The sequence below is a fragment of the Yoonia sp. genome (genome assembly GCF_030731595.1).
Lineage (GTDB): Bacteria > Pseudomonadota > Alphaproteobacteria > Rhodobacterales > Rhodobacteraceae > Yoonia.
Window position 1 is genome coordinate 1 of sequence record NZ_JANQTS010000077.1, and the last position, 14,869, is coordinate 14,869.

The 14,869-nt window shown below is 57.8% G+C and carries 13 protein-coding genes and 1 pseudogene; 6 read left to right on the forward strand and 8 right to left on the reverse strand.

Annotation, left to right across the window (positions count from 1 at the left end; all coding sequences use genetic code 11):
- Window positions 1-168 (forward strand): annotated as a pseudogene (locus tag NWQ23_RS08485) (IS5/IS1182 family transposase); the annotation flags it as partial.
- Between the two features lie 138 nt (window positions 169-306).
- Here the strand turns inward: NWQ23_RS08485 and NWQ23_RS08490 are convergent.
- The 7 genes from NWQ23_RS08490 to NWQ23_RS08520 all read right to left on the reverse strand — a co-directional run bounded on the left by NWQ23_RS08490 (window position 307) and on the right by NWQ23_RS08520 (window position 7,748).
- Window positions 307-1,731 (reverse strand): gamma-aminobutyraldehyde dehydrogenase, encoded by a 1,425-nt coding sequence (locus NWQ23_RS08490; protein WP_306165852.1) that lies wholly within the window; start codon window positions 1,729-1,731, stop codon window positions 307-309.
- 32 nt (window positions 1,732-1,763) lie between these two features.
- Window positions 1,764-2,570: an ABC transporter permease gene (locus NWQ23_RS08495; protein ID WP_306165853.1), complete on the reverse strand. Its 807-nt coding sequence runs from the start codon at window positions 2,568-2,570 to the stop codon at window positions 1,764-1,766.
- Window positions 2,560-3,501 (reverse strand): ABC transporter permease, encoded by a 942-nt coding sequence (locus NWQ23_RS08500; RefSeq protein ID WP_306165854.1) that lies wholly within the window; start codon window positions 3,499-3,501, stop codon window positions 2,560-2,562. Before NWQ23_RS08500 ends, NWQ23_RS08495 begins: the two co-directional genes overlap by 11 nt.
- A complete protein-coding gene (locus tag NWQ23_RS08505) occupies window positions 3,498-4,478 on the reverse strand; it encodes an ABC transporter ATP-binding protein (RefSeq protein ID WP_306165855.1) in 981 nt (326 codons plus the stop codon). The genes NWQ23_RS08500 and NWQ23_RS08505 overlap by 4 nt, the downstream gene beginning before the upstream one ends.
- Window positions 4,479-4,538: 60 nt before the next feature.
- Complete coding sequence (locus tag NWQ23_RS08510) at window positions 4,539-5,699, reverse strand: ABC transporter substrate-binding protein (RefSeq protein WP_306165856.1); 1,161 nt, start codon at window positions 5,697-5,699, stop codon at window positions 4,539-4,541.
- 122 nt (window positions 5,700-5,821) lie between these two features.
- Window positions 5,822-6,730, reverse strand: a complete 909-nt coding sequence (locus NWQ23_RS08515) for a LysR family transcriptional regulator (protein WP_306165857.1) — start codon at window positions 6,728-6,730, stop codon at window positions 5,822-5,824.
- Window positions 6,731-7,166: 436 nt separating this feature from the next.
- Window positions 7,167-7,748, reverse strand: coding sequence for a TetR/AcrR family transcriptional regulator (locus tag NWQ23_RS08520; protein WP_306165858.1), 582 nt, complete (start codon window positions 7,746-7,748; stop codon window positions 7,167-7,169).
- 76 nt (window positions 7,749-7,824) lie between these two features.
- On the opposite strand from NWQ23_RS08520, the gene NWQ23_RS08525 reads away from it, so the two are divergent.
- A complete protein-coding gene (locus NWQ23_RS08525) occupies window positions 7,825-8,952 on the forward strand; it encodes a DUF418 domain-containing protein (protein WP_306165859.1) in 1,128 nt (375 codons plus the stop codon).
- A 121-nt stretch (window positions 8,953-9,073) separates the two neighbouring features.
- Here the strand turns inward: NWQ23_RS08525 and NWQ23_RS08530 are convergent, their stop codons facing one another.
- On the reverse strand, window positions 9,074-10,921 hold the full coding sequence (locus tag NWQ23_RS08530; protein WP_306165860.1) for a sigma-54-dependent Fis family transcriptional regulator: 1,848 nt from the start codon (window positions 10,919-10,921) through the stop codon (window positions 9,074-9,076).
- A gap of 203 nt (window positions 10,922-11,124) precedes the next feature.
- Between NWQ23_RS08530 and NWQ23_RS08535 the strand changes: the two genes are divergently transcribed.
- From NWQ23_RS08535 to cynS, 4 genes are read left to right on the forward strand one after another with little or no spacing between them, the layout of a single operon-like run.
- The gene (locus NWQ23_RS08535) at window positions 11,125-12,507 is read left to right on the forward strand and encodes a CmpA/NrtA family ABC transporter substrate-binding protein (RefSeq protein WP_306165861.1); all 1,383 of its coding nucleotides are present in this window, start codon (window positions 11,125-11,127) and stop codon (window positions 12,505-12,507) included.
- A gap of 5 nt (window positions 12,508-12,512) precedes the next feature.
- The gene (gene ntrB / locus NWQ23_RS08540; RefSeq protein ID WP_306165862.1) at window positions 12,513-13,346 is read left to right on the forward strand and encodes a nitrate ABC transporter permease; all 834 of its coding nucleotides are present in this window, start codon (window positions 12,513-12,515) and stop codon (window positions 13,344-13,346) included.
- A 9-nt stretch (window positions 13,347-13,355) separates the two neighbouring features.
- Window positions 13,356-14,258, forward strand: a complete 903-nt coding sequence (locus NWQ23_RS08545; RefSeq protein ID WP_306165863.1) for an ABC transporter ATP-binding protein — start codon at window positions 13,356-13,358, stop codon at window positions 14,256-14,258.
- Between the two features lie 17 nt (window positions 14,259-14,275).
- Window positions 14,276-14,743 carry a cyanase gene (cynS, locus tag NWQ23_RS08550; RefSeq protein ID WP_306165864.1) on the forward strand — a complete coding sequence of 156 codons (468 nt, stop codon included), beginning with the start codon at window positions 14,276-14,278 and terminating at the stop codon, window positions 14,741-14,743.
- The last annotated feature ends 126 nt before the right edge of the window (window positions 14,744-14,869 follow it).

Consider the following 14,869-nt stretch of genomic DNA (forward strand, 5'->3'; position numbering starts at 1 on the left):
CAGCACAAGTCTTCCGTGAGATGCGCCAAAGTTCGATACAAGCGCTGCAACCGCATCGAGATCATGCTGGGCAGGCTGACGGACCGGCCGCGCTGCGCGACACGATGTGATCGCGGCCCAAAGGTTTTTCTTTCCGCAATTGCGCGCGCGGCAATGGTCGCCTATTGGCGACCAGTCCCGACCCTGCACCGCCGCATCCCATGCGGAGGGCCCTTGGCAAATCTAAGGATTACCTGCGGTCATCATTTGTTCAATCAACCGCGCCTTCCGACAATAATGCCCATCACATGCGTGACGATCACTCCATTAATGGGCGATCATCACGTGCCGGACCGCAGTATAGTCCTCCAGCGCATACATCGACATGTCTTTGCCGTAGCCTGATTGCTTCAGCCCGCCGTGGGGCATCTCGTTGCAGAGCATGAAATGCGTGTTGACCCATGTGCAGCCGTAGCGCAGGCGCGCCGAGACATCCATCGCGCGGCCAACGTCCTGCGTCCAGATCGAGGAAGCAAGCCCGTAGTCGCTGTCGTTGGCCCATGTGACGGCCTCGTCGGAATCCGTGAACCGGGTAATTGACACCACGGGACCAAAGACCTCGCGCTGGACGATTTCATCAGACTGCAGCGCGCCGGCGACAATGGTCGGCTGGTAGTAAAAGCCGCTGCCGCTGTGCATCTGGCCGCCGGTGGTGATCTCCATATGCTTGTGTTCGCGTGTTCGCTCGACAAAGCTGGCAACACGGTCACGCTGCCGCATGGAGATAAGCGGGGGAATCTCGTTGAGCGTGTCATCCGCGTTGTCGTAGACGATGCTGGATACAGCAGATGACAGGTCTGCGACCAGCTTTTCATATACCTTTGGTCCGGCATAGATGCGGCAGGCAGCAGTACAGTCCTGCCCCGCGTTGTAATAGCCGAACGCCCTGAGCCCCTCGACAACACGGCCCAGATCGGCATCGTCGTACACGATGACGGGCGCCTTGCCGCCCAGTTCAAGATGCGTGCGTTTGACGGTTTTAGAGGCTGCTTGCAGCACCTTCTTGCCTGTTGCGACATCGCCGGTGATAGAGACCATATCGACGTCCGGATGACTGATGAGCGTATTGCCGACACTTGCGCCTTGGCCAACGACCACGTTGACCACGCCTTCGGGGAGGATGTCCGACATCAGCTTGGCAAGTTTGAGCGCGGTGAACGGGGTCTGCTCGGACGGCTTCAATACGACCGTATTGCCGCCTGCCAGCGCAGGTGCCAGCTTCCATGCCATCATCATCATCGGATAGTTCCACGGTGCGATAGAGGCGACGACGCCAATCGGATCTCGGCGCACCATTGAGGTATGCCCTTCCAGATACTCGCCTGCGGCAGAGGTGTGCATATTGCGCACGGCACCCGCGAAATAACGAAAGCAATCAGAGACAGCGGGCACTTCCGCAGTCCGGACTTCGTTGATTGGCTTGCCACAATTCAGCGCTTCGAGCTGCGCCAACTCTTCGAGATTGGCATCAACCGCATCCGCGATTGCCAGCAGCTTTGAGGCACGCTCGGACGGAGTGGTGCGGGACCAATGCGCAAAGGCGGCGCGCGCCGCACCTACCGCGCGGTTGATCTGGTCGCTGTTGGCTTCCGCCAGCTTGAGGATGACCTCACCCGTTCGCGGATTGAAAATCGTCTCTTCGGTATCTGTGCCGGCCTCGAACGATCCACCGATCAGCATATTCGTTTCCATGGTGTCACTCCCTTTGATATTTTTGGTCTGGTTCATTTGCCCTGACCTGCGACCGTATCGGTGCCTCGCGTCAGGTAGTACGCGCCGAGGATAGGCAGGAAGGTGACCAGCACGACGACCATCGCGACCACATTGGTCACGGGGCGTTCGCGCGGGCGCACAAGTTCTTCAAGCATCCAGATCGGCAGTGTTTGTTGTTGGCCAGCGGTGAAGGTGGTCACGATCACCTCGTCGAACGAAAGCGCAAAGGCCAGCATCCCCCCCGCCAGCAGCGCAGTGGAAATGTTCGGCATGATCACATAGCGGAAGGTCTGGAAACTGTTGGCCCCCAGATCCATCGAGGCTTCCACCAAGGAGCCCGAAACCCGCCGGAACCGCGCCACCGCGTTGTTATAGACCACGACCACACAGAAGGTCGCATGGCCTAGAACGATGGTCCAGAAACTGAACGGAATATCCGCCAGATTGAAGGCGGAGCGCAGGGAAATGCCCGTAATGATCCCCGGTAAGGCGATCGGCAGGATCACGAGCAGCGAGATGACCTCGCGCCCGAAAAATTTGGTGCGGCTCACCGCTGCGGCGCAAAGTGTTCCAAGGACCAACGCAATCACTGTCGAAATGCTGGCCACTTTGAGCGAGAGCGCCAACGCCTCCCAGACGTCAGAACGCCCCCATGTGACGCCGAACCATTTCAGCGTAAAACCGGGGGGCGGCCATTGATAGGATTTGTCCTCGGTGGTGAAGGCATAGACGAAGATAAGCAGGATCGGCAGGTGCATGAACGCAAGGCCGAAACCCGCAGCAATCTTGAGACCCAATGGTGCGCGGTCAGAGTGCATCGAATGCGCCCTTCCGTTTGGCAATCCATAGATACACCGCCATCAGCAGGATCGGCACCACAGCAAAGGCGGCAGCCAGCGGAATATTTCCGGCGGTACCCTGAAACGCGTAGACCGCCTGCCCGATAAAGCGGCGCGAGGAGCCGACAATCTGCGGAATGATATAATCCCCCAGCGTCAGCGAGAAGGTAAAGATCGAGCCCGCAATCACGCCCGGCAGAGCCAGTGGAAGCAAGACATGGCGAAAGGTCTGCGAAGGGCGCGCGCCCAGATCTCCCGAGGCTTCAAGCATCGAGACGGGCACCCGTTCAAGCGACGCCTGAATAGGCAGGATCATGAAGGGCAGCCAGACATAGAGGAACACAAGGAATGTTCCCGTGGCGCTGACAGACAGGGAATTGCCTCCGATAATCGGGATCGACAGATAGGCCTCGAGAAGCCAACTCAGGTGCAACGTCTCGAACAGCCAGTTCAGGATACCCTCTTTGGCAAGGATCAGCTTCCACGCATAGACTTTGACCAGGTAAGACGACCACAGCGGCATCATAATGCCAAGATAGAAGACCGCTTTCCATTTTCCGCGTGCATACCGCGCGGCATAATAGGCCACAGGAAAGCCGATGATCGCAGCACCTATCGTCACGGCCGTGGCCATCACCACGGTCCGGATAATGATGTCAAAGTTCGAGGGACGAAACAGTTCGCCGTAGGTTTTCAGCGTCCATTCATACTGGATCTGCCCGGTAAATTCATCAATCGAGAAGAAGCTTTGCGCCAGCAACGCAAAAAGCGATCCCAGATAGATGATGCCCAGCCAAAGTGCGGGCGGCAGGATCAACAGAAAGATCAGCAGCGATGGCTTGCGCCAAAGCGCGTCCGATATGCGCCCCAGCGGTCCAGAATTGCGGTTCATGAATGCCTGATCGCTCATGGGTGCATCACATGCAGATCATGGGCCGCCCAATCGATAAGGACCGTTTCGCCACTTTTCGGGATCAAGGCTCCTTTGGGCAGCAACATCGTCATCGGAGTACCTGCGACGTCAAGGCTTACGCGGGTGGCCGTGCCCAGAAAGCTTACTGTTTTGACGCATGCGGAATGACCATGATCGGCCAGATACACGGCTTCGGGGCGCACTGCGCCATAGGCCATGGTCCCTGTCAGTTTCGCCACGAATTCGGGCGGCAAGACATTGGAAGAGCCGACGAAATCCGCCACGAATGGCCGCTCTGGACGGTAATAAATAGCTTCAGGTGTGCCGACCTGTATGATTTTTCCGGCGTCGAAAACCGCCACGCGGTCAGCCATGGACAAGGCCTCGCTTTGATCGTGGGTGACAAAGACAAACGTGATGCCAAGGTTGCGCTGCAAGACCTTCAGCTCTTCCTGCATTTGCTCTCGCAATTTGAGATCAAGAGCGCCCAACGGCTCGTCCAACAAAAGCGCCTTGGGCTGGTTTATCAGGGCGCGCGCAAGCGCGACGCGCTGGCGTTGCCCACCCGACAGCTCCGATGGCTTGCGGTCGCCGTAGCCACCAAGGGCCACAATCTCCAGCGCGTCGTCCGCTGACTTGTGACGGTTCTTTTTCGCAAGCCCCGCAATCATCAGACCATAAGCTACATTATCGCGTACATTGAGGTGTGGAAAAAGAGCGTAGTCCTGAAAGACGGTATTCACGTCGCGCTTGTAGGGAGGCGTGTCCTGAACGACTTTTCCGAAAATCTCGATGGTGCCGCTGGTCGGTCGTTCAAACCCTGCGATCAGGCGCAAGCAGGTCGTTTTGCCGGACCCCGATGGACCAAGCATCGCAAAGAATTCTCCCTCGGCGATATCAAGGTCGACACCGTCCACCGCTTTCACGTCACCAAAGTGGCGCGAAACGCCTGAAAAACGAATTGCAGATGTCATGGACTATCCTGAGATTTAGGCCCGCCACACAAGGTGCAGCGGGCGCATTTGTTGAAAGGCCTAACGCCCTCCGATCACCCCGATATAGTCGGATACCCAGCGGTAGTATGGCACACATTCTCCTTGGCTTTCGCAGGCAGAGACAGGCGTGGTCCAGAACTTGATCCGCTCAAAGTCATCAAGGCCGTTCTTTGTGCAGCCTTCCGCAGTTTGCATACCGCGTCCGTCTGTACATGCGGCAGGGACTGCGGGGTTCGCACCGAACCAGACCGACAGATCCGCTTGCAGGTTGGAGGCAAGCGAATGCTCCATCCACATGTAGCTGCAGTTCGGGTTGTCTGCCTCTGCATGCATCATCGTTGAGTCCGCCCAACCGGTCGCGCCCTCTTGCGGAATGGTCGAAGCGACGGGTGTGTTGTCGCCTTGGAGCAGGTTCACCTGAAACGGCCATGTCCCCGAAGCTGCCATGCCCTCGTTTTTGAAATCGTCGATCTGGATGAATGCATCATGCCAGTATCGGCTGACAATCGTGCGCTGACCCCGCAAGAGATCAAGTGCCGCATCATATTGCTCCTGGTTAAGCTCATAAGGTGACACGATGCCCAGTTCGGGCTGGTGGAACATCAGATAGTTGGCCGCATCTGCAATGTGAATTGGGCCGTCATAGGCCTGAACACGGCCTTCGTTCGGCTGACCATCGGGCAGGTCCATCGGCTTAAACACGACGTCCCAACTGGTTGGCGCTTCGGGGAATACTTCCGTGGAATACATCAGGACGTTTGGTCCCCACATATAAGGCACACCGTAGTGGATGCCGTCGACGTAATGCCAAGGCGCCTGCTTGAGACGGTCATCGACGGTCGACCAACTCGGGATCAGATCAATGTTGATCGGCTGCACCCGCTTGCCCGCCACCATCCGCAAGGACGCGTCACCAGAGGCAGTCACCAGATCAAAACCACCTTCGTTCATCAGGGCAACCATTTCGTCGCTGGTGTTGGCCGTCTTGACGTTGACCATACAACCGGTGGCTTCTTCAAATCCGGTGATCCAGTCAAAATCGGGCGACGTCTCGCCGCGTTCAAGATAGCCGGGCCATGCGACGATGTTGAGCTGGCCTTCGCCATCGCCGATCTCGGTAACCATCGTTTGTGCCGTTGCCTGACCTGCAATGGTCAACGCCATCAGCAGTGCCGTGCTTGATTTCAAGTAATGTGTCATTTGCAGTCTCCCCTTTGAACGCAAAAATTGTTTCTTTGTTTTTCACCAAAGTGCGGGAGGATTGCTGCGTTCACAAATTCAATTAACAGAATAATGCTATCTATTTTTCCGATATCGGAAGCTCAACCGCCGCTGATCATCTTATGCGCTTGCGCTACGGCGATGAATTCGCGCGCAGCGGCCGACAACTGCGATCCTTTTCGCCAAACCAGACCCACCTGGACGACTGGCAAAGCCCCCGATACATCGCGTGCTTCGATCCTGTCTCCTTCAAGTGACCATGGCCGGTAGACCAGATCGGGCAAGAGTGCGACGCCGGCCCCGGTCGCGACCAGTGATCGCACCGCCTCGACCGATCTGGTGCTGAATGCCACCTTGGGCCGTGTGCCCAAGACGGACAGCAGCTTGACGGTCTCCTGCTCCATTTCGTCGATGTTGAGCATGATCAAAGGCTCGTCCTTGAGGTCCGCGAGGCTGATGCTGTCCTGACTGGCCAGACGGTGACCAATCGGCATCCACAAACGGTACGGCGATACGTCAAGGGTCTCTGCATGAAGAGCGGAGCGCTCTGCCATCTTCGACGTCATCATGACGGCAACATCCATCTCGCCACCAATCAGAAGGTGTTCGAGATATTCGCCCGATTCCTCGATCGCACTGATCTCGACCTTGGGATTGGCGCGCCTGTATTTCGCCAACAGATCCGAGATGACATAGCCCGCGACCAAGGACGTCAGTCCCAGATGTAGCCGGCCTTGCGCCGTCTGGCCCTCATCCTCGAATACACCCCGCGCTCCGGCGACCTGCGCAAGGATCGACGTCGCATGGCGCAAAAACTGATGCCCGCGATGGGTGATGCGCAAACCTCTGGAATGACGTTCGAACAGTTTGACGCCCAGATCAGCCTCGAGATCCTTGATGGATTCGGTGACAGCGCTCTGCGAGATCGACAAGGAATGTGCTCCGGCACTGACAGAACCATGTTCCGCCACAGCGACAAAATAGCTGAGTTGCCGCAGAGTGAATGACACAGATGCCGCCTTTGGCTTGGGTTTAAGCCGCGAGCGTAGCGACCACGGGTGCAGTTCTCAATCATCTTTATAAAGCAAGGTTCAACGTCTCGCATCGGTGAAAGATCAGGTCTACCCGTTGAACTTGCTATGGTCTTCATTTTGTCATCAGGAAAACCACTTTGACATCGTTTGAAGCCAAAGGCGGAGCAGCCAGAATTTACAGATCAAACCTTGCCGACAATGACAGCGCGTCATCTGGATCTACGACGGGATAGCGCGCAGATGGACTGTTTTCTGACAGATCTGACCGACCTTGTTGCGTCGCATCGAATGGGTGCGATAGGCGCTCGGTCCTAGCCAGATCGAAATAACCCAATGCGCCAAAATCGGGAAATCTTGGGGCAAGGAGACGGCTGTGATCCAAAAGGACGCAGGACGCACAAGCCCACGTTTATCACGCTTTGTGACTGTCCTGCGGCAGCCCGAGCTCGAGTGCAACGAAGCGCTTGAAGTGCTCTGCCGCCTCGTCGCGTTCCACCTTTGGCAAGCCTGTCAGGACGAAACCGACAAGCCCGTCGTGGAAGGCAAGAATGCGCAGGGCCGCGGCCTTGGGCGCAGGGCACTGCCAGTAGTGTTTGGCGGCACCCTGTTCCAGAATGGCAGCCAGCTCGTTCAGGATGCCCTCGGCGCAGCCTTCGGCGGCGCGGGCCATATCGGGATCCGACATGGCAAGGTCCGTTACCTCTATCCAAAGCCGCCAGAGCGGGTCGGCGTCTTCGCCGAAAGCGCGGGCCAAGAACACATCAAGCTGCCGGTCCGGCGCTGGCGCTTCGGGCACCACGCGTTCGATCTCGGCCCAGAGCGCCTGAGCCGCCGCAAGCGCCCGAAGTTCACCCCATTTGAAATAATGGTTCAGCAGCCCGATCCCGACGCCTGCGCGGGTCGTAACATCGCGTGTGCGCACGGCAGCGACGCCGTTCTCGCGGATCAAATCCGTGGCGGCAGCAAGAATGGCGGAGCGACGATCAGCAGTCATGGATGTTTCATATCACTGGTTGAGCATGTGCTCAATGACCGATATATTGAGCACATGCTCAACAAGGAATCATCACATGACCCGTTCTTCTTCCGTTGATGTGCTGCGTGGCTTTGCCCTGCTTGGCATCGGTATCGTCAACCTGCCCTACTTGGCGCTTCCCATGGCCGCGGCACTGAGCTTGCCTGACGGCACGGCAGATGTCGTTGCCAAGGGAATCGTCAGCCTGCTGTTCGAGGGCAAGTTCTTCGTACTCTTCTCTTTCCTCTTTGGCTGGGGGTTTGGCGTCCAGTTGGCATCGGCGGCACGGGCCGGGCGGCCTGCCGCTCCGCAATACCGGGCGCGCCTGATCGCGCTGGCCCTGTTCGGGGTCGGCCATGCGATCCTGGTCTTTCACGGCGACATCCTTTTGGCCTATGCGGTGCTTGGTGCCGGTCTATGGGCCCTGCGCGACGCCACACCGCGGCGACTTGTGCGGATCGCGCTGGCCATGGTGCCACTGGCTGCTCTGGCTTTTGCCATACTGGCCCTTCTGGACGCCTCGGCCAAGGATATGGCGCAGGGTGCCGTCGACCTGAGCGGACTGGGCTATCAGGGCAGCTTCCTTGACGCGGTCGCGCAGCGGCTGGCCGACTGGCCGATCGCGCTGACGGTGGTGGTGCTGTTCAACGGGCCGCTCGCTTTCGGGGCCTTCTGCCTGGGCCTTGCGGCGCAGAAGACCGGATTCTTCGAGCCGTCCAGCGTCACACAACGCGACCTCGCAGCACGAATCCCTTTGCTGCTCGTGTTGGCCCTGTCAGCCAACGCAGTTTATATGGCGGCAACACTGGGGCTGCTGCCATCCGGCTTGCCCACGACGCTCGGCTATGCCGCGCTTGCGCTTGGCGCGCCGACCCTTGCGGCTGTCTATGTCGTCGCCATCCTCCGCCTGACACCACGATTGGGCCTTCTGGTCCCTGCAGGGTCGATGCCGCTGACGGGGTATATCGCGCAGGGGGTTCTGGCCGGGGCGCTGTTCCATGGCTGGGGTCTGGGGCTATTCGGCACGCTTGGCAATGCGGCACTTCTGGGCGTCGCTTGCCTGATCTGGGGTGTAGTCACGGTCGCGGCCGTGTTCTGGCGGCGGCGATGGGCGCGAGGCCCACTCGACGCGGCACTGCGTGCCGTGGTCAAAGGATTGGGCAGACTCGGGTCCCGGGGGTGAGGATCAGCCGGGACCAACGCGTTGTCACCCCTATGCAGCGCTGTTTCTGAGACGCCAAGATCGAGACTGTCGGTGGCGTGACATAAGGTGCTGCAAGATGCACACTGGCACGCTGACCAACCTAGACCCAATCGTCAGGTGTCAAGCCCAGCGCATTTATCCGAGAATAGAGTGTTGTCGGCTTTATCCCCAAAAGCGCTGCTGCGCCGTTCGGACCCGACACACGGCCCTTTGCCTCTTGCAGGCAGGCAATCGTATTGGCCACACGGATTTGTTCGATGTCGGCTTCGCTAAGCAACGTCGTGATCTTGCGCGTGGCAGGTGCCGAGACCGGATGGATATCAACCAAAAGCTTGTCCGCGCGTGATACAATTGCGCCCCGTTCGATCACGTTTGCAAGTTCGCGGACGTTTCCGGGCCAGTCGTATTGTTGCAACGTGCGGATCGTGCCAGCCGTGATGATCGGCGGTGTTCGGCCAAGGCGCTTGCAGGCTAGGTTCAAGAAATGAGAGGCCAGCAAGGGGATGTCGTCGGGCCGTTCCCGCAGGGGTGTGCAGTGGATCGGAAAGACATTGAGAAAGAACACCAGTTCCTGCCGCATCCGCCCCGCTTGGACTTCGCGGTCGAGGTTACGACTGGTCGATGCGACGACCCGCAATTCGAGGCTGCGTGCGCGGTCATCTCCCAGCCTTGTGACCATGCGGTTCTGCAAGGCATCAAGCAATTGCCCCTGCTGTTCCAATGGAATGTCCGCGACTTCATCCAGGAAGAGCGTGCCACCATGTGCCAATTCCAACTTGCCCGGCTTGTCGCGTAACGCGCCAGTGAAGGCGCCCCTTACATGACCGAAGAGTTCGCTTTCAAAGGTGTCGGCTGTCACGGAGCCACATTTGAAATGGATCAGAGGCCGCCGCCGCCTGTCACTGTCATTGTGGATCGCAGAGGCGACCATCGCTTTGCCGGTACCGCTTTCGCCAGTGATCAGGACGTTGGCCTGTGTCCGCGACACCATCTCCACCCGTTGCAGGATTTGCTGGATCGCAGGGGATCGACCGACGACATCATGATGTGCCCGTTCGATGCTGATCGCTTCTTGCAGATAGGCGTTCTCCTGTTCAAGCCGGTCACGCAGGGCGGCAACCTGATCCATCGCCTCACGCAGCTTGCGTTCGTTCTCCCACCGCTCGGTGATGTCGCGAAAGATGACCACGGCCCCGGCAAGGACCTGTCCTTCATAAATCGGGGTAGACACATATTCGACGCGGATCGGCTTGCCATCCTTGCGCCAGAACACCTCGTCCTCGATCCGGTTGACCTGCTCGTTGCGAAAGGATTGGTAAATCGGGCATTCGTGTGAGGGGTAAACCTCGCCGTCCAGATGGTGATGGTGGATCTTTGTATGGATATCCTCGCCAAGAAGGTCCTCATCGGTCCAGCCCAGCATTTCTTGGGCGGCACGGTTCACAAAGGTCGTTTTGCCATCGGCGTTCACCCCGTAAATCCCCTCGCCTGCTGCATTGAGGATCAACTGGTTTTGCTGTTCCAGTTCGGAAAAGAACGCCTGTGCCCGCTGCCATTCCAGAATACCACCACTATAGATGGTGGCGGCTTCCACGGCCTCTGCACGGCGTTCAAGTGCTGCAAGATCGATGATTTGCAGCAGCAAAGAACCACCATTGTCGCGCCCGTTCAGTTCGCATCGGATCGGCTCACCTGTGCGGGTCCGCAAGACAATACGCCGTGTCCATGCCTCGCCGCGGTAGATCACTTCTTCCACAAACAGGATCATCTGCGGAACATCATCCGCCACCAGATCAGAAAAGCGGGACCCGACAAGGGCGGGATCTTTCAAGAGCTGTACCGCTTGCGGTGTGGCGGCCAGAATCCGGTCTGTATCAAGGTCGAGCGCCAAGGTCGCACCAAAGGCGCCAGCCAGTCGGGAATCAGTTTGCTGATGTGGTTTGTTCATGTCGTGATCGAAGCGGATACCTCGTGCCACCACAATACGAAAAATCGTAATTTACGAACTTTCGTAAATTAATGTGAGCGGAAAAGCGGGTTAACTATTTATTATTAAATACTTTAATCCAATTTAATTTTTTCCCCTCCGGAGCTTCGACCTCTGCGTTTTCCGCGTCACGATAATTGCAACGTTTGACAGGAGTGATCGCAATGACAGTAAAAAGCCTTGGAAATCCATTCTCATCCGAAACCGATCTGCGCCATGGCGCGGACTGTGGCTGCGCAGGCTGCGTTACATCAGCCGTAGCGCAGCAGGCGGGTCCTGACCTGACCACCAGCGAAGGTATGCTGGAGCGTGCGGTCGAAAGTGCAATCGTGCGTTCGGTCTTTGGTCAAAGCGACATTGGCCGTCGGTCATTCATGGGCATGATGGGTGGCACGACGATGGCTGCTGCCTTGGCGTCGGTCTTTCCGATGGATCAGGCAAAGGCTGCGATCCTTGACAACCTCGGCCCCCCCGAAAAAACCGATCTGAACATCGGCTTTGTGCCGATCACCTGTGCGACGCCGATCATCATGGCGCAGCCTTTGGGCTTTTATGAACGCTATGGCCTGAACGCCCAAGTGATCAAAACAGCCGGTTGGGCCGTGGCGCGCGACAAATCACTGAACGGCGAATATGACGCCAGCCACATGCTGACGCCAATGCCGCTGGCGATGACATTGGGTGCAGGTTCGATCGCCGAACCCTACATCATGCCCGCCGTTGAAAACATCAACGGTCAGGCGATTGTTCTGTCCAACGAACACCTTGATAAGCGTGACCCGACACAGTGGAAGGGCTTTACCTTCGGTGTGCCGTTTGAATACTCGATGCACAACTTCCTGCTGCGCTACTATGTGGCCGAATTCGGTCTTGACCCTGATGTCGATATCCAGATCCGCGTGGTTCCGCCGCCTGAAATGGTTGCGAACCTGCGTGCCGGAAACCTTGACGGCTACCTGTCACCTGATCCGTTCAACCAGCGCGCGGTCTTCGAAGGCATCGGCTTTATCCACCTGCTGACCAAGGAAATCTGGGATGGCCATCCATGCTGCGCCTTTGCCGCGCCGCTGTCCTTTGCGACCGAACTGCCCAACACCTACGGCGCTCTGCTCAAGTCGATCATCGACGCGACACAATACGCCTCTGCGCCTGAAAACCGCAAAGAAATCTCTGAAGCGATTGCGCCGACGAATTATCTCAACCAGCCTGTGACGGTCATCGAACAAGTGCTGACGGGGACTTACGCCGACGGACTGGGCAACGTCCAGCGCGTGCCTGACCGTATCGATTTCGACCCCTTCCCGTGGCATTCGATGGGTGTGTGGATCCTGACCCAGATGAAGCGCTGGGGCTATATCGAAGGCGATGTGGACTACAAAGGCGTGGCAGAGCAGGTCTATCTGGCTGCCGACTGCAAAAAGGTCATGGAAGATCTGGGCTATGAAGCACCTGACGTGACCTACAAGTCGCACACGATCATGGGCAAGACCTTTGATTACAACGCGCCAGAAGCCTACGTCGACAGCTTTGCGATCAAGAGAGGCTAAGGCGGATGCCCCTGCTCTCCCTGAACTTACGTGCAGCTATCCTGTCGGTTTCCCTGCTGATCGTCGGCCTCCTGATCTGGGAGGCCGCGATACCGGCCCAAAAGGCGGTCGGTGAACTGACGGAATACGAGCTACTGACAGGCGGCGGCCAGCCCAAAGCGGGTGTTCCACCGCCAAGTCAGGTTATGGCCAAGGCATGGGAACAGTTGAGCGATCCGTTCTATGATGCCGGCCCCAACGACAAGGGGATCGGCATCCAGATCGGCTATTCCATCTATCGCGTTCTGGTGGGCTATGCTCTGGCTGCCGCAATCGCCATTCCGCTTGGGTTTTTGATCGGGATGTCGCCGCTGGCTTACAAGGCGCTGAACCCTTTCATTCAGGTCTTGCGCCCTATTTCGCCGCTGGCGTGGATGCCGCTTGCCTTGTTCGTCATTCAGGACAGTGAAGCGAGCGCGATTTTCGTGATCTTTATCTGCTCGATCTGGCCGATGCTGATCAATACCGCCTTCGGTGTCGCAGGTGTGCGCGAGGATTGGGTGAATGTCGCCCGCACCCACGAACTAAACCCGCTGCGCACGGCCTTTAGCGTGATTTTGCCGGCGGCGGCGCCGACAATTCTGACGGGGATGCGCATTTCCATCGGGATCGCCTGGCTGGTGATTGTCGCAGCAGAGATGCTCGTGGGCGGTACAGGGATTGGTTATTACGTCTGGAACGAATGGAACAACCTCGATCTGACCTCCGTGATCTTCTCCATCCTGATGATTGGCCTGGTGGGCATGGTGCTTGATGCAGCCCTCGGCTTTGTGCAGCGCGCTGTCTCTTACGTTGAATAGGACAAAGACATGAAACCTTTTCTGAGTGTCGAAAACCTGACCCAACGCTATCCTGACGGGACAGGTGGACAAACGACCGTTTTCGAAAACGCCACTTTCGGTGTCGAAAAGGGGGAATTCGTCGTGATCCTTGGCCACTCCGGCTGTGGCAAATCGACGATCATGAACATCCTTGCCGGCCTGTCCGACCCAACCTCTGGCGCGGTCATCATGGACGGGACCGAGGTCAAAGGTCCAAGCCTTGACCGGGGTGTGGTGTTCCAGAACTATTCCCTGCTGCCTTGGCTTTCAACGCTCAAGAACGTGACCTTTGGTGTTGCGGCACGACACCCCGAATGGACCAAGGCGCAAGTCATCGAACATTCGACCAAATACCTTGCGATGGTCGGGCTGGAGGGGGACGTGATCCACCGCAAGCCCAGCCAGTTGTCGGGCGGGATGCGCCAGCGCGTGTCGATTGCGCGCGCCTTTGCAAACCATCCCAAACTGCTCTTGCTGGATGAACCATTTGGCGCGCTTGACGCCCTGACCCGTGGTACGATTCAGGACGAGTTGCTCAAAATCTGGAGCGGGACCGAACAGACCGTCTTTATGATCACGCATGATATCGACGAAGCGATCCTGCTGGCCGACCGCATTTTGCTGATGACCAATGGCCCCTACGCCCGGGTCGCCGAAAGCGTCGAGATCACGATCCCGCGCCCCCGCAACCGGACCGAGATCATCGAACATCCCAATTACTATGCGATCCGCAACCACCTCGTGCAGTTTCTTGGCAAGCGTTCCAAGGAAATGGCCGGACAAAAGGTTCCTGCCGGTTCTGGCAGCCCGACGCCCGTGCGGATCGACAAGACAGACACAGCCGACGACCCCGAAATAGCGCCGCCGGCGCTGCGGGCCGTCAACGAATAACCTCTGGAGGAGCAACAATGAAAGACCTGACTATGACCCAGATGATGACCAAAGAAGACGTCACGGCCATGATCCTGTCGGCCAAGAAAACAGCCGGCCTGACATGGGAAGAAATCGCCGACAAGATCGGCATGTCACCTGTTTGGACCCACTCTGCCGCAATGGGCATGAACGCCTTTCCAGCGGAAAAGGCCAAGCTGATGGTCAGCGTCATGGGCCTGCCGCAAGAGGCGGAATCCGTGCTGGCCGAAAGCCCCACAAAGATTTGGGAACAGGCGGTTCCGACCGATCCCTGCATCTATCGCTTTTATGAAATCGTCGGCGTTTATGGCCCGACTTTGAAGGCGCTGATCCAGGAAAAGTTTGGCGACGGGATCATGTCGGCCATTGACTTTGAAATGTCTGTCACCCGCGTTGAAAACCCCAAGGGTGACCGCGTAAAGGTCGAAATGACCGGCAAGTATCTGGCTTATAACAGCTGGTAATCAAAAGGTCGCGGCGGGTCTGACCCGTCGCGCAAATCCACCGGAACCGGCTGATGACCCGCGCGCCCTGTCCATCCCGAAACGGCGCGCAACGCACTGGTGCTGGATTTGCTGAGCTAAGCGCAC

Excerpts from the sequence above, each read along its gene's own strand:
- NWQ23_RS08505 (WP_306165855.1), bottom strand. The coding sequence starts at position 4,478 with ATGACATCTGCAATTCGTTTTTCAGGCGTTTCGCGCCACTTTGGTGAC.
- NWQ23_RS08535 (WP_306165861.1), top strand. The coding sequence starts at position 11,125 with ATGACAGTAAAAAGCCTTGGAAATCCATTCTCATCCGAAACCGATCTG.
- NWQ23_RS08530 (WP_306165860.1), bottom strand. The coding sequence starts at position 10,921 with ATGAACAAACCACATCAGCAAACTGATTCCCGACTGGCTGGCGCCTTT.
- NWQ23_RS08495 (WP_306165853.1), bottom strand. The coding sequence starts at position 2,570 with ATGCACTCTGACCGCGCACCATTGGGTCTCAAGATTGCTGCGGGTTTC.
- NWQ23_RS08510 (WP_306165856.1), bottom strand. The coding sequence starts at position 5,699 with ATGACACATTACTTGAAATCAAGCACGGCACTGCTGATGGCGTTGACC.
- NWQ23_RS08545 (WP_306165863.1), top strand. The coding sequence starts at position 13,356 with ATGAAACCTTTTCTGAGTGTCGAAAACCTGACCCAACGCTATCCTGAC.
- NWQ23_RS08520 (WP_306165858.1), bottom strand. The coding sequence starts at position 7,748 with ATGACTGCTGATCGTCGCTCCGCCATTCTTGCTGCCGCCACGGATTTG.
- NWQ23_RS08500 (WP_306165854.1), bottom strand. The coding sequence starts at position 3,501 with ATGAGCGATCAGGCATTCATGAACCGCAATTCTGGACCGCTGGGGCGC.
- NWQ23_RS08525 (WP_306165859.1), top strand. The coding sequence starts at position 7,825 with ATGACCCGTTCTTCTTCCGTTGATGTGCTGCGTGGCTTTGCCCTGCTT.
- cynS (WP_306165864.1), top strand. The coding sequence starts at position 14,276 with ATGAAAGACCTGACTATGACCCAGATGATGACCAAAGAAGACGTCACG.
- NWQ23_RS08490 (WP_306165852.1), bottom strand. The coding sequence starts at position 1,731 with ATGGAAACGAATATGCTGATCGGTGGATCGTTCGAGGCCGGCACAGAT.
- ntrB (WP_306165862.1), top strand. The coding sequence starts at position 12,513 with ATGCCCCTGCTCTCCCTGAACTTACGTGCAGCTATCCTGTCGGTTTCC.